This is a genomic window from Cryobacterium gelidum, assembly GCF_004403985.1.
In the GTDB taxonomy this organism is placed as follows: domain Bacteria; phylum Actinomycetota; class Actinomycetes; order Actinomycetales; family Microbacteriaceae; genus Cryobacterium; species Cryobacterium gelidum.
The window spans coordinates 403113-424396 of the sequence record NZ_SOHL01000003.1 but is presented as its reverse complement, the minus strand read 5'-3'; the positions used below and the strand labels follow the sequence as shown (position 1 = coordinate 424396).

Below are 21284 nucleotides of genomic sequence, written 5' to 3'. Positions count from 1 at the left end.
GGGTACGATGAAACCCGTAAGAACGTGTATTGGCTGCCGTTCGCGCGCCCCTCGATCCTCACTATTGCGGATCGTTGCTGGGAATTCAGAAATTGTGGTGGATGAAACCGCCACACTCCCCGGTAGAGGTGCGTGGCTGCATGCCCGCCACTCGTGCTTTCAGGACGCCGTAAGGCGACATGCTTTCGGGCGTGCCTTTCGTGTGACCAGGTCACTGGACGCGAAACAACTAGAGAACAGGCTGAATTGGCTTATGGATAACTAATGAGCGGCTCGAAATGAGACCCGTCCGTTACTAACGGTCTGCCCCTTTCCGGGTGCAGGCCCGGAACAGGAGAATTGTGGCTGCGAAACCACGCGTACACGAGATCGCTACCGAGCTCGGAGTCGACAGCAAGTTAGCTCTTGCGAAATTGAAAGAAATGGGCGAGTTCGTTAAGGGACCGTCTTCCAGTGTTGAACCGCCGGTAGCGCGTCGCCTTCGCGCTGCGCTCGAGGCAGAGAGTGCCGCTGCCAAGGCTTCAACACCCGCGCCCGCCGCAGGTGCAGTCGTTGGTGCTGCCACTACGGCAACGCCCGCTCGTCCGAGCCACGGCGCCAAGCCGGGTGCTCGTCCCGGCCCCAAACCCGTCGCTGAACCGGTAGCCCCGGTTGTGGTCGAGTCAGTCCCGGCAGCGGATGCGGCGCCCCTTCCGGTAGCGCCGCTGACCGTGGCCGAGCGCCAGGCTCAGGCCGCTGAGAAGGCTGCTGCTGCCCAGAAAGCTGCCGCTGCCGACCAGGTCGCCGCAGCTAATGCCGCAGACAAGCCCGGCACGGACACCCCCGAAGCGAAAACCACGGAACGTTCGGCTTCGCCGGTCAAGCCGGGCATGCCTCGCCCCGGAGCAGCACGACCGGGCAACAACCCGTTCGCCAGCAACCAGGGCATGGGTCAGCGTCCCACCCAGCCGCCGCGCCCGGGTAACAACCCGTTCGCGAGTGCGCAGGGCATGGGCCAGCGCCCCGCAACACCCACCCCGAGCAACATTCCGCGGCCGCCAGCGCCTCGTCCGGGCGCACCGCGTCCCGGCGGACCCGGTCAGGCTGCACGCCCGACCGGTTTCGGCCAGCGCCCAGGCGCTTTCCAGCGCCCGGGCGGCGCCCCGGGTGGAGCCGGCGCCGCACGCCCCGGATTCACTCGTCCTGGCGCTCCGGCCGGAGCTCCCGGCTTCGGTCCGCCCCGCCCGGCCGGTGGCGGCGGCGGAGCCGGCCGCGGCCGCGGCCCGGGCGGTGGCACCGCTGGTGCCTTCGGTCGCGGTGGCGGCAAGAACAAGGCGCGCAAGTCGAAGCGTACGAAGAGAGCAGAGTTCGAGCTGCGTGAGGCCCCGTCGCTGGGTGGAGTATCCGTACCCCGCGGCGACGGTGGCACCGTTGTTCGTCTCCGTCGCGGAGCATCCATAACGGACTTCGCCGACAAGATTGACGCGAGCCCCGGAAACCTCGTCACCGTGCTGTTCCACCTCGGTGAAATGGCCACGGCAACGGAGTCCCTCGACGAGGCTACGTTTGACGTGCTCGGCAGCGAGCTCGGCTACAAGATCCAAATGGTCTCTCCCGATGACGAGGACCGTGAGCTGCTGCTCGCGTTCGACATCGACATCGACCAGGAACTGGAAGACGAAACCGATGAAGACCTCGAGATTCGCCCTCCTGTCGTTACCGTCATGGGCCACGTCGACCACGGTAAGACCGCGCTTCTTGACGCGATCCGCAACGCCAAGGTCGCCGAGGGTGAAGCCGGCGGAATCACGCAGCACATCGGTGCGTACCAGATCATCACCGAGCACGAGGGTATCGACCGCGCGCTGACCTTCATCGACACACCGGGCCATGAGGCGTTCACCGCCATGCGTGCTCGTGGTGCGCAGGTCACCGACATCGCCATTCTTGTGGTCGCCGCCGATGACGGCATCATGCCGCAGACGATTGAAGCGCTCAACCACGCCCAGGCCGCCAACGTGCCGATCGTGGTCGCAGTGAACAAGATCGACAAGCCCGGCGCCAACCCGCAAAAGGTGCGTCAGCAGCTCACCGAATTCGGTCTCGTCGCCGAAGAGTACGGCGGAGACGTAATGTTCGTCGACGTGTCGGCCAAGAACAAGACCGGCATCCAGGAAATCCTTGACGCTGTGCTCCTGGTCGCCGATGCCGGACTCGACATGCGCTCCAACCCGAACAAGGATGCCCGTGGTGTCGCCATCGAGGCCCGCCTCGACAAGGGCCGCGGCGCGGTGGCAACCGTGCTCATCCAGTCCGGAACGCTGCACGTGGGAGACTCCATCGTCGCCGGAACGGCCTACGGCCGCGTTCGTGCGATGGCCGACGAAAACGGTGTTGCCGTTCTCGCCGCCACACCGTCTCGCGCCGTGCAGGTGCAGGGTCTCTCGAGCGTTCCCCGCGCCGGTGACACCTTCCTCGTCATCGAGGAAGACCGCACCGCGCGTCAGATCGCCGAGAAGCGTGAAGCCGCCGAGCGCAACGCACTGCTGGCCAAGGCCCGCAAGCGCATCAGCCTCGAAGACTTCACCCGTGCCCTCGAAGAGGGCAAGGTCGAGTCGCTCAACCTCATCATCAAGGGTGACGTTTCCGGTGCCGTTGAGGCCCTGGAAGAGTCGCTGCTCAAGATCGAGGTCGACGATTCGGTTCAGCTGCGGATCATCCACCGTGGTGTCGGTGCGGTCACGGAGAGCGACGTCAACCTCGCGACCGTCGACAACGCCATCATCATCGGGTTCAACGTTCGCCCGGACACGAAGGCCCGCGAGCGTGCTGCTCGCGAAGGCGTCGACGTGCGCTTCTATTCCGTCATCTACTCCGCCCTCGAAGACATCGAGAATTCCCTCAAGGGAATGCTCAAGCCCGAGTACGAAGAGGTCCAGAGCGGTATCGCCGAAATTCGCGAGGTCTTCAGCTCGTCGAAGTTCGGAAACGTCGCCGGTGTCATTGTGCGCTCCGGTACTATCACCCGAAATGCCAAGGCTCGCGTCATTCGCGAGGGCATCGTGGTGGGGGACAACCTGGGTATCGAGTCGCTGCGCCGGTTCAAGGACGATGTCACCGAGGTTCGTACGGACTTCGAGTGTGGTATCGGACTGGGCAAGTTCAACGACATCCGGATTGGCGATGAGATTGAGACCATCGAAATGAAGGAAAAGCCGCGCGTCTAGCGTTTGGCTTTCCGGGGTCGGGCTCCGCTGGGGCCCGACCCCGATTGGGGTTGGGTCGGTGGGTGGCCGTCCTTTCCTCGCGGACAGAAAAGTATAGGGAATGACCGGGCGCCTCGGCGCCCGCTAACAAGGAGTGAGTCATGGCAGATCCGGAACGCGCCAGAAAGATGGCGGACCGCATTAAGGTCATCGTCGCCAAGCGACTGGAACGCGGCCTGCGCGATCCTCGGCTCGGATTCGTGACCATCACCGACGTGAAGGTCACCGGGGATCTCCAGCATGCCTCGGTGTTCTACACGGTCTATGGCTCGATCGAGGAGCGCACCGACAGTGCAGCCGCGCTGAAGGCCGCGACCGGCCTGATGCGCAGCGAGGTCGGCAAGAACATCACCGCACGGCTCACACCGTCGATCGAGTTCATCGCCGATGGCATTCCCGAGAACGCCGCGCTCATCGACGACCTTCTGCGCGAAGCGCACGATCGTGACAGCGCGACCGAAGACAGTAAGGGCACAGCCACCTACGCCGGCGACGCCGACCCCTACAAGAAGCCGCGCGACTACGACCTCGACGACGACGAGTCAGACGACCTCGACGAACCGGACTCGGCCAGCACCGCCAAACACTAGATTCAGCAGCACCATGTCGAACCGGGCCCGGGCCCGGAATGCGGCCCATGATCAATCGGGGCTCTCGTTCCGGGCCGGGGCCCGGCCTGGTTTAATGCGCGGGTTCCTGGGCGGGCGGATGCTCGGCACGCCCGCCGGTGCCAAAGGCTCGCTGGTAGCGTGCGAAACGAAACGGCAGGCCGGTGCTGGAGCGAAGCCATCCGTGTGCTGGGTCGGTGTCAACGAGGTTCCAGGCCGCGGTGATCGCGGGGGCGATGGTGTCACCGGCAATCTGTGCGTCGATCTCGGTCACCTCGAGGGTGTCGGCGTATGGCAACGCGAGCCGATAGATTTCGGCCCCACCGATCACCCAGACCGGCCCCTCGGTGAGGGCGTGCGCGTCGTCGAAGGTGTGCGCGACGGATGCCCCCGCCGCGGCCCAGCCGCGCTGCCGGGTGATCACGACATTCTGTCGGCCGGGCAGGGGACGAAAACGCTCGGGCAACGAGTCCCAGGTGCGCCGACCCATGATGACGGCGCCGCCCTGGGTGACAGAACGAAAATGGGCAAGGTCTTCGGGCAGATGCCAGGGCATCACCCCGTTGGCTCCGATGACGCCGGCGAGGGTCTGCGCCCAGATCAGGCCGAGCATCAGACGGCGACGCGCCCGCGGATGGCGGGATGGTGCTGGTAGTTCTCGAGCACGAGATCGTCGTAGTCGTAGTCGAACAGGCTCCTGCGGCCCGGCTTGATGCGCAGAGTGGGGGAGGGGAACGGGGTACGGGAGAGCTGCTCGGCAACCTGCTCGACGTGGTTGTCGTAGATGTGGCAGTCCCCTCCGGTCCAGACGAACTCGCCGAGCTCAAGGCCGGCCTGCTCCGCCACCAGCTGGGTGAGCAGCGCGTAGCTGGCGATATTGAAGGGGACGCCGAGAAAGAGGTCGGCGCTGCGCTGGTACAGCTGGCAGGAGAGTTTGCCGTCGGCGACGTAGAACTGGAACAGGGCGTGGCAGGGTGCGAGCGCCATTTTCTGCAGGTCGGCCACGTTCCAGGCGGAGACGATCATGCGACGGGAGTCCGGATCGGTTTTCAGGGTGTCGATCACCTGGCTGATCTGGTCGATGGTGTCGCCGCCGGGGGTGGGCCAGGAACGCCACTGCACCCCGTAGACCGGGCCCAGCTCACCGTTCTCGTCGGCCCACTCATTCCAGATGCGCACGCCCTTCTCCTGCAGCCAGGTCACGTTGGAGTCGCCGCGCAGAAACCAGAGCAGTTCGTAGGCGATCGACGCGAAGTGCACTCGTTTCGTGGTCACGAGCGGAAACCCGTCGGCCAGGTTGAAGCGCAGCTGACGGCCGAACACGCTTCGGGTTCCGGTTCCGGTGCGGTCGGCTTTCTGCGCGCCGTTCTCGAGGGTGTCCCGGAGCAGCGCCGAATACTGAGCATCCGCGGTGGGCGAAGAGGTGGGGAGTGTCGTTGGTGTCACCGGTCAATCGTACGCACTACTCGGGCAGCGTGTACCCGTCGGCCGCCGGTATGGCCAGACCGTCGGTCACGAGGCTGGCCAACGCGCGCCGCAACTGTGCCGGATCGGGCCAGAGCGTCATGATCTCGGCATCCGTAACCGAGCGGTGCGCCCCGCGCAGCTCGGCCATGATCAGTCCGCGCACCTGCCGGTCGCTGCCCTCGAACTTCTTCTGCACCGTTTTTCGGATTCCGGTGTACTCGGGGTAATCGGCAGCCCGCCAGGCACACGCATTCCGAATCGGGCAGAGGTCGCACTGCGGGCTGCGGCTGGTGCAGACGACCGCGCCCAGTTCCATGATCGCGGCGTTGAACAGGGCCGCTTCGTGCGCGCTCTCCGGCAGCAGCCGTCCCATCGCCTCGAGGTCCCGGCCGCGGCTGGGCGGTGCGGGTTCACCGGCGCCGGCGATTGCGCGGGCGATCACGCGCCGCGTGTTGGTGTCGACGACCGGATGCCGATGGCCATACGCAAACGCGGCCACCGCCCGCGCGGTGTAATCCCCGATACCGGTCAATGCCAGCAGATCGTCCAGGTCGGAGGGGACCACACCCCCGTGAAACTCGGTGATCTGCACGGCTGCGGCATGCAACCACAGCGCGCGCCGCGGGTAGCCGAGGCTGGACCAGGCCCGCACCGCCTCACCGGGGGGCACCGCTGCGAGATCGGCCGGTGTGGGCCAGCGCGCCAGCCATTCCTCCAGCCGGGGAATGACCCGGTTCACCGGTGTCTGCTGCAGCATGAATTCGCTCACCAGAATGCCCCAGGCCCCAAAACCGTCGCGGCGCCACGGCAGGTCGCGCGCGTTGGCCAGAAACCAGGCGTTGAGCGTTGCGCTGACGGTGGCCGAATTCACTGGCGGGGTGTGATTGGCGGGTGTGACGTTCATCCGTTCTAACCTAGGCTCGATTCATGAAGCTGGTTTCCACACCCCGCACGGAGTTCCTGCGCACGATCGCCGCCGAGATTCTGCACAACTACGGTCGCGGCCGCACGATCATTGCCATCGATGGAACGGACGCCCGCGGTCGAGCGGACTTCGCCGACGACCTCGCCGCGGTATTCCGCGAAGACGAACGGCACATCTTCCGGGCGAGCCTGCGCAACTTCCAGCACTCCCGCGCCGAACAGCAACGACTCGCGCCGGAACTGTCGGATACCCCCGAGCGGCTGTACCGGATCGGCTACGACTACTCGGCGCTGCGCCGGGTGCTCGTGGAGCCCTTTCGCATGGGCGGCAGCACTGGATTCGTCACCGAAGAATTTGATCCCGACCGGGATGCCTGGATTCAACCCACCTGGCAGACCGCGCCAGCCGACGCCATCCTGATCATCGACGGCGACTACATCAACCGCCCCGAGCTACACGGACTCTGGCTGTACAGCGTGTTGTTGGAAGGCGGAGCCGACAGCGGATCCGCGACTGATTCTGCCGCGCGTTACCTCGCCGAGGTTCACCCGCGCGACATCGTATCGGCCGTCGTCGATACGACGAATCAGCAGGTCCCGCGCCGCGTGTTGACGGACCGCTGCTGAGTGGCAGACCGACCGGACCGACCGGACTGACCGACAGATTGAGCGACCGGACTGACCGACCGGACTGTGCGCCGCGGCGCATCCGCTGGACAGCGCCCGGCCCTTCCTAGGTAAACCGGGCGAGAACGTCTCCCGGCCGCAGGAATTCGCCGCTTCGTTCAACCTCGTGCACGAGTTCGGTCAGCAGCGCGTTCACCGGCGCGGCCACGCCGATCCCTGCGGCGGCCTTCGCCACGGCCCCGTTCAGAAAATCGATCTCGGTGCGCTGGCCGCGCCCCAGGCTCTGCAGGGTCGAACCCTGGTTGGGCACCGTGCCCATGCGCGAGCGCATCGACAGCGGCAGCAACTGGTCGGCCCAGAGCGGAGCCAGTGCAAACATATGCAGCCGCCGGTGGGAGAGGCCCTGAAGCGAGCCGAACCGCACTTGCGTTGCCAACCCCACCCGAACGGTTTCGCGCATGCTCCGGGTCATCAACCGGCGCAGGCCCGCCTGCCCGATCACCTCCTGCACGCTGAGCCCGGTGATGGCTGGCAGAGCGTTGAGCATGTTGACGACGAGTTTGGTCCACTGCGCGCCGACGAAGTTATCCACGGCCAGGGTGGGCACTGCGGCGTCGAGAACCGCCTGCCAGTGCAGGGTCGCCGCATCGGCCGGGCCGTCACCGCGCCCGAGATAGCTGGGGGCCGCGGTCGTCACCCGCACCCGGCCGGGCCCCTCATAGTGAGCGGCAATGATCGTGATCAGCCCAAAACACGCGGACTGCGGCAGCAGCCGTCGTGCGGTCGTGACCCCGTCGAGCCCGTTCTGCACGACGATCACCGGGGTGCCATCGAGCACGGCAGCGTTCTCGGCAATCGCCGCCGCAGCATCCTGCGCCTTGGTGCAAACCAGCGCGAGGTCGCACGGCGCAACCAGCCGTTCAACGACCAGCGGCCGCGCGAGCCGGTCACCGTAGCCGCCGCTCAAACGGATGCCGTCGGCCTGTACCACCGGCAGCGCGGCCCCGCGGGCGGTCACGATCAGATCGTGCCCCTGCTCCGCCAGTAGGCACGCGAAGGTACTGCCCAGGGCGCCCGCACCGATCACCGCGATTCTCACGGCACATATACTACGCGTCAGAAGCACCGCCCCGATGTGCACCGCGGCCACGGTCGCACGCTGGTATCCTCGGGAAGTGACCAGCGGCCTTCTACTCATTGACAAGGCGCAGGGCTGGACCAGCCATGACGCTGTCGCTCGTACCCGACGTCTGGCCGGAACCCGCAAGGTCGGTCATGCCGGAACCCTCGACCCGATGGCCACCGGTCTGCTCGTCCTCGGCATCGACAGCTCGACCCGGCTGCTCACCTACGTCGTCGGCCTCGACAAGGAATACCTCGCGACCATCCGCCTCGGCCAGTCCACCACAACGGATGACGCGGAGGGCGACGAGCTCACCCGCGCCGCGCCCGGGCAGGTCGTCGCTCTTGATCCCGCAGCCGTCACGGCCGGCATCGAAGCACTCACCGGCGACATCATTCAGCAGCCGAGCGCGGTCAGCGCCATCAAGATCGACGGCAAACGCGCATACGCCCGGGTGCGCGCTGGCGAGGACGTGCAGTTGCCGTCCCGCCCGGTGACTGTGAGTGAGTTCGAACTGCGCTCGAGCACACACCGAGACGGTTTTCTCGATCTCGAGGTGCGCGTCGCGTGCGCCTCCGGCACCTACATTCGCGCCCTGGCCCGCGACCTCGGGCTCGCGCTCGGCGTCGGCGGCCACCTCACGAGCCTGCGCCGCACCCGCATCGGCCCGTTCCTCATCGCGGACGCCGCCACACTGGAACAGGTCGACGTTGGCGCCGACCTCATTTCTCCAGCGGATGCCGCCACCCGGCTGCTCCCGCGCCTCGACGTGTCGGCAGAGCAGGCGGTCGACCTCGGCCACGGCAAACGCATCCGTGCTGAAGGGGATGCCACCCGCACGGGACCGGTTGCCGCCATAGCGCCCGACGGCCGCCTGATTGGACTGGTCGAGTATCGCGGCGACCAGGTCAAGTCGCTGCTGAACTTTCCGCCGGATGAACCAGGCACCACCGAACCGAGGCAGACCTCGTGATCGATTGGTTCACCTGGCTGCAATTGGCCATCGCTGTGCCCGGTGGCCTGCTCTGTGTCATCCTCGGCATGGTTGGTCGCAAGCCCACCGACCTCACCATGGGGGCGACCGCGCTCGTAGAGTTGTTGTTGATCGTGCAGCTCGCTGCCGCGATCGCGGCGCCGCTGGCCGGCAACAATGCCACCGGCAGCCTGCTCGAGTTCTACACCTACCTGGTCAGCGCCATTTTGCTGCCGGTCGCGGCCGGGTTCTGGGCCCTCGTCGAACGCAGCCGCTGGAGCACGGTCATTCTCGGCGTGACCTGCCTGTCGGTCGCCGTCATGATCTATCGCATGAACCAGATCTGGAACGTGCAGGGAAGCTGACCCGTTCCCGGGTTCGCTGCGGATGCTGCAATAATTACCAAGCAATGATGAATGCGAAGCGATGACAGATTCCCAGACCGAAGCGCGCGTGCCCGCCAACCGGGTGAGCGGCATCGGCCGACTCCTCATCGCCGTCTACGGCGTGTTGGCCCTGGCGGCCACCGGACGTTCATTCGTGCAGATCGTCGCGGCGTTTGATGATGCCCCGCTCGCGTACTCGCTGTCGGCTCTGGCCGCCGTGGTCTACATCGTCGCGACGGTCGCCCTGATCAAGCGCAGTGCGCTCTGGTATCGGATCGCCTGGACCACGATCAGCTTCGAACTGCTCGGTGTGCTCGTCGTCGGAACGCTGAGCCTCATCGACCCGGCCCTGTTCCAACACAAAACGGTCTGGTCGGTCTTCGGTCAGGGCTATGGTTTCGTTCCGCTCGTGCTCCCGCTGCTCGGCATGTGGTGGCTCGCGCGCCACCCGGTGTCGCACGATGAAAGCCACGCATGAAAACCCTCTACGGTGTCGACTCGGTACCGGGTGACTGGCCTGCCTCGGCCGTGTGCATCGGCAAGTTCGACGGCGTGCACGCGGGGCACCGGGCAGTCATCACCGACCTGAAGGCCATCGCCGCGCGGGAACAGCTGACAGCCGTCGTCGTCACGTTCGATCGGCATCCGCTCGCCCTGCTCTCACCGGCAACCTGCCCGAGCACGCTGGTCAGCGCCGGGCAGAAGCTCACGCTTCTGGCCGAGACCGGGGTCGACGCGACACTGCTGCTCGAATTCAACCACGCCCTGTCCAGCCTGCCGCCGCGCGAATTCGTCGAGCACATCCTGGTAACCGCCCTGCACGCCCGCTTCGTGCTGGTCGGTCGCGACTTTCGGTTCGGCGCGGGTGGCGCGGGCGATGTCGACCTACTGCGTGATCTCGGCTTGGAGTTCGGCTTCGAAGTACGCACGATCGACGACGTGAAGCCGGACGGGGAACGCCGGGTGTCGTCAACCTGGATTCGCGAACTGCTGGGCACCGGCGCGGTGACCGCAGCTGGCCAGCTGCTCGCACACCTGCCGACCGTGCGCGGTCTCGTCGTGCACGGTGCTGCTCGTGGTCGCGAGCTGGGCTTTCCCACCGCCAACCTGTCGGCCGATTCTGAGGGCTTGATTCCCGCTGACGGTGTGTATGCCGGCTGGCTGACGGATGGCGGTCGCCGCTATCCAGCAGCCATCTCGGTGGGTAACAACCCCACCTTCCACGGCGTAGCCCAGAAGCAGGTCGAAGCGTACGTGCTCGACGAGGTTGATCTCGACCTCTACGATCACGTCGTCGACGTCTCATTCGTGGAACGGATTCGCGGAATGGTCGCGTACTCGGGCATCGACCCGCTGATTGAGCAGATTCGCGATGACGTCGTGCGGGTGCGTTCGATCCTGGCCCGCGAGAGCTCGCACTAGTCTCGGAGCGGCCGGTGTGACGGCAAACCGCGCCGTCACACCGTTGTAGGCTCATTCGTGGCGGTAAGTTCGCCCGGTACGCTGCGGGCACGAGCATTTTCCTGGGGGTTCCATGCCACAACAAATACGAGCGCAAGAAACGCGCGCGGCCATCATTCGCGGCGCTGCGGCGGCCTTTGAACAACGCGGGTACGGAAGCACATCCCTGGCGCAGGTGAGTGCTGCCGCCGGTGTCACCAAGGGTGCGTTGTACTTCCATTTCGATTCCAAGGAAGCCCTCGCGGTCGCCATCATCGATGCGCAGCACACGGAATCGGTCAGTGCCGGTCGAGAGCTGCTCGACAACAACGTGCCGGGCCTGCGTGCCCTCGTCTCGATAACGTACGAGCTGGCTCGCCAGCTGCGTGATGACCTCATCGTCAGTGCCGGGGTGCGACTGACCATCGAGGCCGTCAACTTTTCGACGCCGGTGTCTGCCTCCTATCTCGATTGGATAGCCGCCTGTGAGGAATTCGTGCGCCGGGGGATCGCCGACGGCGATGTGGTTCCAACGGTCGACGTGCGTGCAGCGGCACGCTTCGTCACGGCCGCTTTCACGGGGGTGCAGGTCGTCTCCGACGTGCTGACCAGGCGTGGGGACATCGATCAGCGACTGACCGAGATGTGGACGCTGCTGCTGCCTGGCCTCGTCGCCCCCGAGCGCTGGGACGACCTGAAAGACCTACCGGAGCGCGTCCAGCGGGAGCGCGTCGCAGCCCGGCCGTAGACTGGTCGAGTGATAACCGCTCTGTCCCGCCGACTGTGGCCGGGACGCGGCCTCGCCCTCTTTGGCATCATTCTGGTCGCCGCGAACCTGCGCACCGCCGTCGCCGCCCTCTCGCCGATCGTGGCCGAAATCAATGTCGACATCCCCCTCGGTGCGGTGTCGCTCGGGGTGCTCGGCATGCTCCCACCGGTGTGCTTCGCCCTGTTCGGCATCTTCACCCCGATGATCACTCGCCGTCACGGCCTGGAAGCACCACTCGTGTTCGCCCTCGTCGCGATCCTGCTCGGTCACGTCACCCGCGGCCTGTCCGGCTCGATCATCATGCTCATCATCGGCAGCGTCATCGCTTTCGCCGGGCTCGGCATTGGCAACGTGCTGCTGCCTCCGCTAGTCAAGAAGTATTTCCCCGACCGGGTCGGGCTCGTGACGAGCCTCTATGTCACCGTTGTGGCCCTGAGCACCCTGGTACCGCCGCTGATCGCGGTTCCGGTAGCGGATGCCGCCGGCTGGCGCATCTCGCTGGGCATGTGGATGCTGCTCGCCCTGCTCGCTCTGGTGCCCTGGATCACCATGCTGGTGCGGCACCGTGCGCGAACGCCCGGCCCGATCGTCGACGAGGCCGACGCCACCATTCTCGGGCGCCTCTGGAAGTCGTCAATCGCTTGGGCCCTCGCGGGCGTGTTCGCGGTCTCGTCGCTCAACGCCTACGCTATGTTCGCCTGGCTGCCGCAACTGCTCGTCGATACCGCCGGGGTGAGCCCCGCCCAGGCAGGAACGCTCCTCGCGGTCTATGCCGGCATGGGCATTCCGTGCGCACTGATCATTCCGGCTCTCACGGCTCGCATGACCAACGTCGGGCCGCTCGTTTACATCGGTGTGTTCGCGTTTGTCGCCGGTGACCTCGGGCTGCTGTTCGCACCGGAGACCCTGACCTGGCTCTGGGTGAGTCTCGCCGGCCTCGGACCACTGTTCTTTCCCCTCGCGCTCGTGCTCATCAACCTGCGCACCCGCACACACGCCGGTGCAGTCGCCCTCAGCAGCTTCGTGCAGAGCATCGGCTACACCCTGGGAGCGCTCGGGCCGCTGGTCTTCGGCTTGTTGCATGAACTCAGCGGCGGGTGGACCTGGCCGCTCATTTTTCTGTTGGCCACCGCGCTGGCCATCATCATCGCCGGCGCGGTGATCGGGCGTCCGCACATGCTGGAGGACGACCTGACACCCTCGCACTGAGTGCCTCAGGGCACGAGCTCGGCGCGGTGGATTAGCGCCGCGGCGCCGATCAGCGGGCCGTCGCCTGACAAAGCTGATGGGACCACGCGCACCCGGGTCGCGTAGGCGAACTGCACGCGCTGGGCAATCGCCTCCCTCGCGAACTCGAGCAGGTCCGGGGTGACGTTGGAGAAGCCACCGCCGATGGCGACCAGGTCGAGGTCGAGCAGGGTCGCGGCGGAGGCGATCGCCTGGCCGAGCGCCCGGCCGCTGCGCGCCACCGCCGCCACAGCGCTCCGATCGGCGGCAGCGTAGGCCGCCGCGAGGTCTTCGCCCGATTCGCCGGCGAATCCCTGCGTGCGCGCCCACGCGACGGTCTTCGGCCCCGAGGCGATCGCCTCGATGCAGCCGATTCCGCCGCAGGCGCACGGGTCGTCGAAGCCGCCCACCTCGATATGACCGATATGACCGGCATTTCCGGTCGGCCCCGACGTGGTGACGCCGCCGAGAATCAGGCCGCCGCCGATGCCGGTCGACACGATCATGCCCATCAGATTATCGATGCCCTGCCCGGCCCCCACCCAGTGCTCGGCGAGGGTGATGCACAACCCGTCCATCCGCAGGCGCACCGGCAGATCCGGCACGAGCGCGGCGACCAGATCTTTCAGGGGGTACTCGCGCCAGACCGGAAGGTTCAGTGGTGACACCGCTCCCTCCCGCAGGTGGATCGGGCCGGCACAGCCGATCCCAACTCCGACCAGGGCCGCGCCAGCGGGCAGGCTCGCGCGGGTCTGGGTCACCACGGTGCGCACAGCGGATGCGAGTTGCTCGCTCGAAGCGTCGGCGCCGGTCTTCGCCCGGTGCCGGCTGGCCCCGAGCACGACTCCCCGGTCGTCCACGAGAGCGGCTTCGGCCTTGGTTCCCCCGACATCAATGGCGAGAACGTAACGGGGCGCTGCACTGCTGCTCATGCACCGATCGTACCGGTGCCCACTGCGGCTGGTGTCTGGTCAGGTCCCCCTGCTCAGATGAGCGAAGATCCCTACGGCTGTTGATTCACGCGGCTGGTCAACGTAGGCTGGGCGCAAACGATTGGACCGCGACACCTTCATGAGCGACACCGACGAACTCCTGTCAATCCGCGCCGCCGAGCTCTATTACGAAGAAAACCAGACCCAGGACGAGATCGGCGTCATCCTGCGCCTGACCCGCTGGAAGGTCGGCCGGTTGCTCGCGAGTGCCAGGGCCAACGGGTTCATCCGCATCGAGATCGTGCATCCGCGCGCCCGCCGCCTGCCGATCGAGCGGCGTCTCCGCGAATCGACCGGCCTCACCGACGCGATCGTGGTCTCCTCCGCCGGGGTATCAACCGACGCCGAACTGCAGTCGCGCACCGCGCAGGCCGCCGCCGACTATCTCACCAGCCTCCGTCCGATTCCGCGTACCCTCGGCATCAGCTGGGGTCGTACCCTGCACGACGTGTCCCTGCACCTGAAGCAGGGCTGGGCGTCGGGGGTGAACGTGGTGCAGATCAACGGCGGTGTCAGTCTGAATCAGCGCACCGGCACCGCGGCGTCCACTGCCGTCACCATCGCGCACAAGGCCGACGGTTCGGCCACCCTGCTGCCGAGCCCGGCTATTTTTGAACGCCTCGAAACCAAGCAGGCGATGGAAGCCGACCGCACCGTCGCCGGGGTACTCGCCCTGGCGCGCGACGCGCAGGCCTACGTCTTCAGTGCCGGCCAGGCGGATGCGAATTCCGCCCTCGTCGACAGCGGCTACCTGACCGTCGACCAGATCAACGACCTCGTCGCCCGCGGCGCCGTCGGCGACGTGGTCGGCCGCTACATCGACCAGAACGGGCGCATCGTCGACCCGGAACTGAACGAACGCACCGTCGGGATTCAAATCGATCAGTTGCGCCGTGCCCCACTCACCATCGCTGTCATCTCCGGAAAGACCAAGCACGCCATCGCTCGCGCCGTCGTACGCAACGGCCTGTGCACGGTGCTGGTGACCGACGAAGATACCGCGAACGCCCTGCTTCACGATTGATTTCTGTGACAACTAAATTCTGTGACAACTAAATTCTGTGACAACCAAATTCTGTGACAACGCCCAAAAGGACACTCCCATGACCAGTAGCCCCTTGGCGACCTACCAGCCCGATCAGCGCGCCCTCGCGCTGATCGGGGGGGAAGCGACCGATGCCAACCTGCGCCGGTACCTGCACGGCATCCCCGGAATCGACGCCGTCGGCCTCGAAGCCCGCGCTGCCGACCTCGGCACCCGCTCGATCAAAACCAGCTCTAAACGCTGGGCGATCGACACCATTATCGGCCTGATCGACCTCACCACTCTCGAGGGCGCCGACACCCCGGGCAAGGTGCGTTCTCTCGTGGCCAAGGCCCTCGTGCCCGACGCGGGCGACCCCGGCTGCCCCCGTGTCGCCGCGGTCTGCGTCTACGGCGACATGGTCGGTTCGGCCGTCGCGGCCCTCGGCTCGGCCCACGCCGCCGGTGGTACAGAGGGGGTCAACGTCGCGGCGGTCGCGACCGCCTTTCCGAGCGGCCGTGCCTCACTCGCGGTCAAGCTCGCCGACGTGCGCGACGCCGTAACGGCCGGCGCCGACGAAATTGACATGGTCATTGACCGTGGAGCGTTTCTGGCTGGCCGTTTCGGCCAGGTCTACGACGAAATCGTCGCCGTGAAAGAGGCCGGCCGCCGCGCCGACGGAACGCTCGCCCACCTCAAGGTGATTCTCGAGACCGGCGAACTGAACACCTACGACAACGTGCGCCGTGCCAGCTGGCTGGCCATTCTGGCCGGAGGAGACTTCATCAAGACTTCCACCGGCAAGGTTGCCCCGGCCGCGACGCTGCCGGTGACGCTGTCGATGCTCGAGGTCGTGCGGGACTGGCACCGTCTCACCGGCGTGCGCATCGGAGTGAAGCCGGCCGGCGGCATCCGTACCTCCAAAGACGCCATCAAATATCTCGTGACGGTCGCCGAGACAGTGGGGGAAGAGTGGCTCAGTCCGCACCTGTTCCGGTTCGGCGCCTCCAGCCTGCTGAACGACGTGCTTCAGCAGCGCCAGAAGATGACGACCGGGCACTACTCCGGCCCCGACTACGTGACGATTGACTAGGGAACGACCATGAAATTTCTTGACTACGCCCCGGCCCCCGAGTCGCAAGCCCTGCTCGACCTCAAAAGCGACTACGGGCTGTTCATCAACGGCGACTTCACGGCCGGCCGTGGCACCCCCTTTGCGACCATCAACCCGGCCACCGAGCAGCGGATCGCGATGATCGCCACCGCCAATGAAGCGGATGTCGACGCCGCCGTCTCGGCAGCGCGTCACGCCTACGACGGGGTCTGGTCGCGCCTGTCCGGCAGCGACCGCGGCAAATACCTGTTTCGCATCGCCCGCCTGGTGCAGGAGCGCGCCCGCGAACTCGCCGTCGCGGAAACCCTCGATAATGGCAAGCCGATCAAGGAATCCCGCGACGTCGATATTCCCCTCGTCGCGGCCTGGTTCTTCTACTACGCCGGCTGGGCCGACAAACTCGACCATGCCGGAGTCGGCCCGAACCCGGCCTCCCTCGGCGTCGCCGCCCAGGTCATTCCATGGAACTTTCCACTCATGATGCTCGCCTGGAAGATCGCCCCGGCGCTCGCCGCCGGAAACACCGTCGTGCTCAAGCCCGCCGAAACGACCTCGCTGACCGCGCTGCTGTTCGCCGAGATCCTGCAGCAGGCCGATCTGCCCGCCGGCGTGGTCAACATCATCACGGGCGACGGCAGAACCGGCCACACCCTGGTCAACCACCCCGGCGTCAACAAGGTCGCATTCACGGGCTCGACCTCGGTCGGTCGGGCCATCGCCCGGTCGGTCGCCGGAACTGACAAAAAGCTCAGCCTCGAACTCGGCGGCAAGGGCGCCAACATCGTCTTCGACGATGCCCCCATCGACCAGGCCGTCGAGGGCATCGTGCGCGGCATCTTCTTCAACCAGGGCCACGTCTGCTGCGCTGGCAGTCGCCTGCTCGTTCAGGAGAGCATCCACGACGACGTCATCGACCGGCTCAAGCGCCGTATGCAGACCCTGCGCCTGGGCGACCCGCTCGATAAGAACACCGACATCGGCGCCATCAACAGCGCCGAGCAACTGGCCCGCATTCGTGAACTCTCCGACCGCGGTCAGCAGGAAGGGGCCGAGCGATGGAGCGCCGACTGCGAAATTCCAGCGAACGGTTTCTGGTTCGCGCCGACAATCTTCACCAACGTGGCGACCAGCCACCGCATCGCCCGCGACGAGATCTTCGGCCCGGTGCTCTCGGTGCTCTCCTTCCGCACCCCGGCCGAGGCAATTGCCAAGGCGAACAACACGCCGTACGGACTCTCCGCCGGAATCTGGAGCGACAAGGGCAGCCGCATTCTCGCCGTCGCCGACAAGCTGCGTGCCGGCGTGATCTGGGCGAACACCTTCAACCAGTTCGACCCGTCGAGTCCGTTCGGTGGCTACAAGGAGAGCGGGTACGGCCGTGAGGGTGGCCGGCACGGCCTCGCCGCGTACCTCAAGCCCGCCGTGCGCAGCGGCGCGCGGTCGATCTCCGCAGCCGCTGATCACACGACGACACCCGTCAGCAAGAAGTCCGCACCTGCACAGAAGGCAGCCAAGTGAAACGCCTCGCCATCCCCAAGACCTACAAGCTCTACATCGGCGGCAAGTTTCCGCGCAGCGAATCCGGCCGCGTCTACGAGGTGCTCTCGCACACGGGCGACTTTCTGGCCAACGCCGCCAAGGGCAGCCGCAAGGATGCCCGCGACGCGGTCGTAGCCGCCCGCGGCGCCCTCGGCGTCTGGGCCGGCGCCACGGCGTACAACCGTGGCCAGGTGTTGTATCGCATCGCCGAACTGTTGGAAGGCCGCCGGGCGCAATTCATCGCCGAAATTATGAGCTGTGAGGGCGTGAACGCCGCCGGCGCGGGTGCGCAGGTCGATGAGGCCATCGACCGCTGGGTCTGGTACGCCGGCTGGGCCGACAAATACGTGCAGGTCGCCGGCAACGCCAACCCGGTCTCCGGCCCGTTCTTCAACCTGTCGGTGCCCGAACCGACCGGGGTCGTGGCGATCATCGCGCCCCAGGGCGACGAATCGTTGCTCGGGCTGGTCAGCGCGATCGCGCCGGCCGTCGTCGCCGGCAACACCGTCGTCGTCGTCGCCAACGAGAACGCTCCGCTGTCGGCGATCAGCCTGGCCGAGGTGCTCGCCACGAGCGATGTACCCGGTGGGGTGATCAACATCGTGACCGGTTCGCCGGCCGAGATCGCACCGTGGCTGGCCAGCCACGCCGACGTCAACGCCCTCGACCTCGTCGGTGCCGGCGACCTGGACTGGGTGGAGCTGCAGATCAGCGCCGCCGACACGCTCAAGCGGGTGCTCCCGCCCGAATCAGGTGCAGATGCCGCGGCACCGGCCCTGTCCCGCATCCTCGCGTTCACCGAACTCAAGACGATCTGGCATACCAAGGCCATACTCTGATTCGGTTCGGGGCATCCACTCAGCGCCCGGCCGGGGGAACAAGATAAACTCCGGCGCATGACCTCACGCAGAGCACTTGTCACGGGCGCTACGGGCTACATCGGCGGACGCCTCGTGCCCAGACTACTCGAAGCCGGCTTCACCGTCCGGGTGCTGGTGCGCACCCCGTCGAAGCTGCAAGACGTGCCATGGGCCGACCAGGTGGAGATCGCGGAGGGTGATCTGGGTGACCTCGCGTCGGTACAGCGCGCCTGTGCCGACATCGACGTGCTGTACTACCTCGTACACTCCATGGGTGCGCCGGGAGACTTCGAGAAAACCGAGCACCTGGCCGCCGAGAACGTCGCCCACGCTGCTGCCGAAGCAAACGTTCAGCGCATCGTCTACCTCGGCGGTCTGCACCCCGACACCGACACGCTCTCCGCCCATCTGCACTCCCGCAGGGAGGTCGGCCGCATCCTGCTTGACAGCGGCGTGCCGACCATCGCGTTTCAGGCCGGCGTGGTGATCGGCTCTGGTTCAACCTCGTTCGAGATGATCCGCCACCTCACCGACGTTTTGCCCTACATGCCCGCACCGAAATGGGTGCGCAACAAGATCCAGCCGATCGCCGTGCGCGACGTACTGTACTACCTGCAGGCCGCGGCCGACCTTCCGCACGAGGTGAATCGCACTTTCGACATCGGCGGCCCCGACGTGCTGCGCTACGGCCAGATGATGAACGGTTACGCCCTCGAAGCCGGCCTCAAGCAGCGAGCCATCGCCGCTTTGCCCGTGCTCACCCCGTGGCTCGCCTCGCAGTGGGTAAACCTGGTCACGCCCATTCCACGCAATCTCGCCGTCCCCATCATCGCCTCCCTGCAATACGACTGCGTCATGCACGAGAGCGACATCAACGAGTACATACCGCCGCCGGAGGGTGGCCTCACCGGCTACCGGCATGCGGTGCGCCTGGCGCTTGGCCGTATGCGCGACGGTGACGTCGAGACCAGCTGGCGCAACTCCTCGATCGACGGCGCGTCGAGCAACCCGCTGCCGAGTGACCCGGACTGGGCCGGTCACTCCGTCTACACCGACCTGCGCATGAAGACGACCTCGGCAGCGCCCGCGGCGCTGTGGCGAGTAATCGAAAGCATCGGCGGCGAGAACGGATGGTATTCTTTTCCGCTGGCCTGGGCCGTGCGCGGTCTCATGGACAAGGCCGTCGGCGGCGTCGGGCTGCGCCGCGGCCGCCGAAACCCCGACCACCTGCACAACGGCGAGGTGCTCGACTTCTGGCGGGTCGAGCGGATCGACCACGGCAGTTTTCTGAGGCTGCGGGCCGAAATGCGCGTTCCCGGCCGAGCCTGGCTCGAAATGAGCGTCACCCCGACGGATACCGGCGGCTCGATCTATCGCCAGCGTGCGGTTTTTTTCCCCCGCGGTCTCAGCGGTCGGCTGTACTGGGCGGCGATACTCCCATTTCACGGCATAATCTTCGAGGGGATGGCCACTCGGATCACGGCGACAGCCGCAGCGGAAAGCGTAGCCGCGGCGCAGCATCCGCTCGCGTCTGTCTAACACGGCGACCGACTCCGCCAGTAGAACGTGCGTATAGTCTGAGAATTCTGGCTACACGGGCCGGTTCGGGGCATGATGGAGTACGAGTAGGAGGTCAAAATGTCAGTTTCTCTCGTTTTTTTGGGCGACGGCCTCGTTGCGGATGGTCGGTGGGACGAATGGTTTCCCGAGCACGACGTGCACAATCTGGCCGTCAGCGGCAACTCCACCGACGAGGTGATTGCCCAGCTCGAACAGGTGATTGAGCTGGGGCCCGACGCCATCGTGATCGGGGTCGGAACCAATGATCTCGGCTGGCGCAGGTCCGACGAATACGTTGTCCGCAACCTCGAGACCATTTTGTACACCCTGCGTCGCGCCCTGCCGGATACCCGCATAATGGTGCAATCCGTTTTGCCTCGTGACCGGGACTTTGCCGAGACAATCCGCTCCATCAACCGACATGTCTGGCAGTACGCGCCCACCCAGCACGTGCAATACCTCGACCTCTGGCCCGCCCTCGCTCTGCCAGACGGCGAACTCGACCCGGCGCTGGGCATCGACCGCCTGCATTTGAACCCGGCCGGTTATGCGGCTTGGCTGGCCGAACTGAAGCCCGGGCTGGAGATGTTGTTCGAACGCCCGCCGTCGACGACGTCGATCCCTATCCAGCACGCCTGAGGCCCCAGCCGGCGTTGACCGGGAAGTGGCCTGCGCTGCGCGCTCGGTAGACTGACTTCATGCTTTGCTCCGCCCGCCCCGCACCTGTCCTCACTCTCGGTGCCAGCTCATCCTCCGCGCCCGAGACCGCATCGTGCGCAAGGAACTTATCGAGTCCCGGCTGCGGTTTCTCTGGCGGCGGTCTCTCAGGCTGCGGTCTCTCAGGCAGCGGTAGGGGCGTCTGATGGGCACGCCAGCCGCACCGACCTTTACCCGCTCGGCCCTCGCACCCGGCCTGCTCGGTGCCATCGTTCTGCTCGCCGGACTTGCACTGCTGGACAGTGAAAGTTTCATCATTATCCGTTACGCCGTGAGTATCCTCGCGCTGATTATCTGTGTTTTCGTGATCCAGGCACGCTCTTGGTACTGGCTGATCGGACTCGTTCCGATGGCCATTCTGTGGAACCCGATCGTGATCCTCGACCTCAGCGGTCAGGGCTGGGTCTCGGTGCAATTCATCGCGGCAATCGTGTTCATATTCGTTGGCCTTCGCACCAAGGTGCCGGTTCGCAAGGGTTGAACGTCGGGCGTAGACTACTATCGCGTTGAGAGAACTGGGTCAGGTCCCTACTGTGCGCTCGCACGCGGTGGCAGAACCCGTTGAACCATGTGGGTTGAAACATTCGGGTTGAAACATTCGGATTGAACCATTGGGTCGAACTGCTTGGTCTGATGGTTGTCACCGCTGTGGCAGCATCTGCTTGGCCTCGGGTTCGGCGTGATGATCG

22 protein-coding genes are annotated in these 21284 nt (G+C 66.0%); 17 read left to right on the top strand and 5 right to left on the bottom strand.

Annotation, left to right across the window (positions count from 1 at the left end; genetic code table 11):
• Positions 1 to 7 precede the first annotated feature (7 nt).
• The 3 genes from E3T50_RS02145 (at position 8) to rbfA (ending at position 3835) form a co-directional block, all read left to right on the top strand.
• A complete protein-coding gene (locus E3T50_RS02145; protein ID WP_134550337.1) occupies positions 8 to 265 on the top strand; it encodes a YlxR family protein in 258 nt (85 codons plus the stop codon).
• Between the two features lie 76 nt (positions 266 to 341).
• Positions 342 to 3206 carry a translation initiation factor IF-2 gene (gene infB / locus E3T50_RS02140; RefSeq protein ID WP_134550336.1) on the top strand — a complete coding sequence of 955 codons (2865 nt, stop codon included), beginning with the start codon at positions 342 to 344 and terminating at the stop codon, positions 3204 to 3206.
• A 140-nt stretch (positions 3207 to 3346) separates the two neighbouring features.
• Positions 3347 to 3835, top strand: coding sequence for a 30S ribosome-binding factor RbfA (gene rbfA / locus E3T50_RS02135; protein WP_134550335.1), 489 nt, complete (start codon positions 3347 to 3349; stop codon positions 3833 to 3835).
• Positions 3836 to 3926: 91 nt separating this feature from the next.
• Here the strand turns inward: rbfA and E3T50_RS02130 are convergent, their stop codons facing one another.
• From E3T50_RS02130 to E3T50_RS02120, 3 genes are read right to left on the bottom strand one after another with little or no spacing between them, the layout of a single operon-like run.
• A complete protein-coding gene (locus E3T50_RS02130) occupies positions 3927 to 4466 on the bottom strand; it encodes a dihydrofolate reductase (RefSeq protein ID WP_134550334.1) in 540 nt (179 codons plus the stop codon).
• Positions 4466 to 5299, bottom strand: a complete 834-nt coding sequence (locus E3T50_RS02125; protein ID WP_166784174.1) for a thymidylate synthase — start codon at positions 5297 to 5299, stop codon at positions 4466 to 4468. The genes E3T50_RS02130 and E3T50_RS02125 overlap by 1 nt, the downstream gene beginning before the upstream one ends.
• 16 nt (positions 5300 to 5315) lie before the next feature.
• Positions 5316 to 6224, bottom strand: a complete 909-nt coding sequence (locus tag E3T50_RS02120) for an HhH-GPD family protein (protein ID WP_134550333.1) — start codon at positions 6222 to 6224, stop codon at positions 5316 to 5318.
• Between the two features lie 23 nt (positions 6225 to 6247).
• On the opposite strand from E3T50_RS02120, the gene E3T50_RS02115 reads away from it, so the two are divergent.
• On the top strand, positions 6248 to 6871 hold the full coding sequence (locus tag E3T50_RS02115) for a nucleoside/nucleotide kinase family protein (protein ID WP_134550332.1): 624 nt from the start codon (positions 6248 to 6250) through the stop codon (positions 6869 to 6871).
• Between the two features lie 106 nt (positions 6872 to 6977).
• Here E3T50_RS02115 and E3T50_RS02110 read toward each other — a convergent pair whose 3' ends face one another.
• Positions 6978 to 7970: a ketopantoate reductase family protein gene (locus tag E3T50_RS02110; RefSeq protein ID WP_134550331.1), complete on the bottom strand. Its 993-nt coding sequence runs from the start codon at positions 7968 to 7970 to the stop codon at positions 6978 to 6980.
• A 34-nt stretch (positions 7971 to 8004) separates the two neighbouring features.
• Here E3T50_RS02110 and truB point away from each other — a divergent pair, with 34 nt between their 5' ends.
• From truB to E3T50_RS02080, 6 genes are all read left to right on the top strand, one after another.
• Positions 8005 to 8967: a tRNA pseudouridine(55) synthase TruB gene (gene truB / locus E3T50_RS02105; protein WP_134463930.1), complete on the top strand. Its 963-nt coding sequence runs from the start codon at positions 8005 to 8007 to the stop codon at positions 8965 to 8967.
• The gene (locus tag E3T50_RS02100) at positions 8964 to 9332 is read left to right on the top strand and encodes a hypothetical protein (RefSeq protein ID WP_134550330.1); all 369 of its coding nucleotides are present in this window, start codon (positions 8964 to 8966) and stop codon (positions 9330 to 9332) included. Before truB ends, E3T50_RS02100 begins: the two co-directional genes overlap by 4 nt.
• 61 nt (positions 9333 to 9393) lie before the next feature.
• Positions 9394 to 9831: a hypothetical protein gene (locus E3T50_RS02095; RefSeq protein WP_134463926.1), complete on the top strand. Its 438-nt coding sequence runs from the start codon at positions 9394 to 9396 to the stop codon at positions 9829 to 9831.
• The gene (locus E3T50_RS02090; protein ID WP_134550329.1) at positions 9828 to 10775 is read left to right on the top strand and encodes a bifunctional riboflavin kinase/FAD synthetase; all 948 of its coding nucleotides are present in this window, start codon (positions 9828 to 9830) and stop codon (positions 10773 to 10775) included. The genes E3T50_RS02095 and E3T50_RS02090 overlap by 4 nt, the downstream gene beginning before the upstream one ends.
• Positions 10776 to 10887: 112 nt before the next feature.
• On the top strand, positions 10888 to 11541 hold the full coding sequence (locus tag E3T50_RS02085) for a ScbR family autoregulator-binding transcription factor (protein ID WP_134550328.1): 654 nt from the start codon (positions 10888 to 10890) through the stop codon (positions 11539 to 11541).
• Between the two features lie 9 nt (positions 11542 to 11550).
• The gene (locus E3T50_RS02080) at positions 11551 to 12771 is read left to right on the top strand and encodes an MFS transporter (protein WP_241990695.1); all 1221 of its coding nucleotides are present in this window, start codon (positions 11551 to 11553) and stop codon (positions 12769 to 12771) included.
• 5 nt (positions 12772 to 12776) lie between these two features.
• On the opposite strand, the gene E3T50_RS02075 is transcribed toward E3T50_RS02080, so the two are convergent.
• On the bottom strand, positions 12777 to 13721 hold the full coding sequence (locus tag E3T50_RS02075; protein ID WP_134550327.1) for an ROK family protein: 945 nt from the start codon (positions 13719 to 13721) through the stop codon (positions 12777 to 12779).
• Positions 13722 to 13842: 121 nt separating this feature from the next.
• On the opposite strand from E3T50_RS02075, the gene E3T50_RS02070 reads away from it, so the two are divergent.
• From E3T50_RS02070 to E3T50_RS02040, 7 genes are all read left to right on the top strand, one after another.
• A complete protein-coding gene (locus E3T50_RS02070) occupies positions 13843 to 14805 on the top strand; it encodes a sugar-binding transcriptional regulator (protein WP_241990694.1) in 963 nt (320 codons plus the stop codon).
• 79 nt (positions 14806 to 14884) lie between these two features.
• A complete protein-coding gene (gene deoC, locus E3T50_RS02065) occupies positions 14885 to 15898 on the top strand; it encodes a deoxyribose-phosphate aldolase (RefSeq protein ID WP_134550325.1) in 1014 nt (337 codons plus the stop codon).
• Between the two features lie 9 nt (positions 15899 to 15907).
• A complete protein-coding gene (locus E3T50_RS02060) occupies positions 15908 to 17437 on the top strand; it encodes an aldehyde dehydrogenase family protein (protein ID WP_134550324.1) in 1530 nt (509 codons plus the stop codon).
• Positions 17434 to 18297 carry an aldehyde dehydrogenase family protein gene (locus E3T50_RS02055; protein WP_134550323.1) on the top strand — a complete coding sequence of 288 codons (864 nt, stop codon included), beginning with the start codon at positions 17434 to 17436 and terminating at the stop codon, positions 18295 to 18297. The genes E3T50_RS02060 and E3T50_RS02055 overlap by 4 nt, the downstream gene beginning before the upstream one ends.
• A gap of 57 nt (positions 18298 to 18354) precedes the next feature.
• Positions 18355 to 19857 (top strand): SDR family oxidoreductase, encoded by a 1503-nt coding sequence (locus tag E3T50_RS02050; RefSeq protein WP_134550322.1) that lies wholly within the window; start codon positions 18355 to 18357, stop codon positions 19855 to 19857.
• 99 nt (positions 19858 to 19956) lie between these two features.
• Entirely contained in the window at positions 19957 to 20517 is a 561-nt protein-coding gene (locus E3T50_RS02045; protein WP_134463908.1) for a GDSL-type esterase/lipase family protein, read from the top strand.
• A 223-nt stretch (positions 20518 to 20740) separates the two neighbouring features.
• Positions 20741 to 21076, top strand: coding sequence for a DUF6804 family protein (locus E3T50_RS02040; RefSeq protein WP_241990693.1), 336 nt, complete (start codon positions 20741 to 20743; stop codon positions 21074 to 21076).
• Positions 21077 to 21284 lie beyond the last annotated feature (208 nt).

What these genes read in the sequence shown, in the direction of transcription:
- E3T50_RS02145 (WP_134550337.1), top strand. Translation starts at nt 8, where the DNA reads ATGAAACCCGTAAGAACGTGTATTGGCTGCCGTTCGCGCGCCCCTCGA.
- rbfA (WP_134550335.1), top strand. Translation starts at nt 3,347, where the DNA reads ATGGCAGATCCGGAACGCGCCAGAAAGATGGCGGACCGCATTAAGGTC.
- E3T50_RS02130 (WP_134550334.1), bottom strand. Translation starts at nt 4,466, where the DNA reads ATGCTCGGCCTGATCTGGGCGCAGACCCTCGCCGGCGTCATCGGAGCC.
- E3T50_RS02120 (WP_134550333.1), bottom strand. Translation starts at nt 6,224, where the DNA reads ATGAACGTCACACCCGCCAATCACACCCCGCCAGTGAATTCGGCCACC.
- E3T50_RS02115 (WP_134550332.1), top strand. Translation starts at nt 6,248, where the DNA reads ATGAAGCTGGTTTCCACACCCCGCACGGAGTTCCTGCGCACGATCGCC.
- truB (WP_134463930.1), top strand. Translation starts at nt 8,005, where the DNA reads ATGTGCACCGCGGCCACGGTCGCACGCTGGTATCCTCGGGAAGTGACC.
- E3T50_RS02095 (WP_134463926.1), top strand. Translation starts at nt 9,394, where the DNA reads ATGACAGATTCCCAGACCGAAGCGCGCGTGCCCGCCAACCGGGTGAGC.
- E3T50_RS02090 (WP_134550329.1), top strand. Translation starts at nt 9,828, where the DNA reads ATGAAAACCCTCTACGGTGTCGACTCGGTACCGGGTGACTGGCCTGCC.
- E3T50_RS02085 (WP_134550328.1), top strand. Translation starts at nt 10,888, where the DNA reads ATGCCACAACAAATACGAGCGCAAGAAACGCGCGCGGCCATCATTCGC.
- E3T50_RS02075 (WP_134550327.1), bottom strand. Translation starts at nt 13,721, where the DNA reads ATGAGCAGCAGTGCAGCGCCCCGTTACGTTCTCGCCATTGATGTCGGG.
- deoC (WP_134550325.1), top strand. Translation starts at nt 14,885, where the DNA reads ATGACCAGTAGCCCCTTGGCGACCTACCAGCCCGATCAGCGCGCCCTC.
- E3T50_RS02060 (WP_134550324.1), top strand. Translation starts at nt 15,908, where the DNA reads ATGAAATTTCTTGACTACGCCCCGGCCCCCGAGTCGCAAGCCCTGCTC.
- E3T50_RS02050 (WP_134550322.1), top strand. Translation starts at nt 18,355, where the DNA reads ATGACCTCACGCAGAGCACTTGTCACGGGCGCTACGGGCTACATCGGC.
- E3T50_RS02045 (WP_134463908.1), top strand. Translation starts at nt 19,957, where the DNA reads ATGTCAGTTTCTCTCGTTTTTTTGGGCGACGGCCTCGTTGCGGATGGT.
- E3T50_RS02040 (WP_241990693.1), top strand. Translation starts at nt 20,741, where the DNA reads ATGGGCACGCCAGCCGCACCGACCTTTACCCGCTCGGCCCTCGCACCC.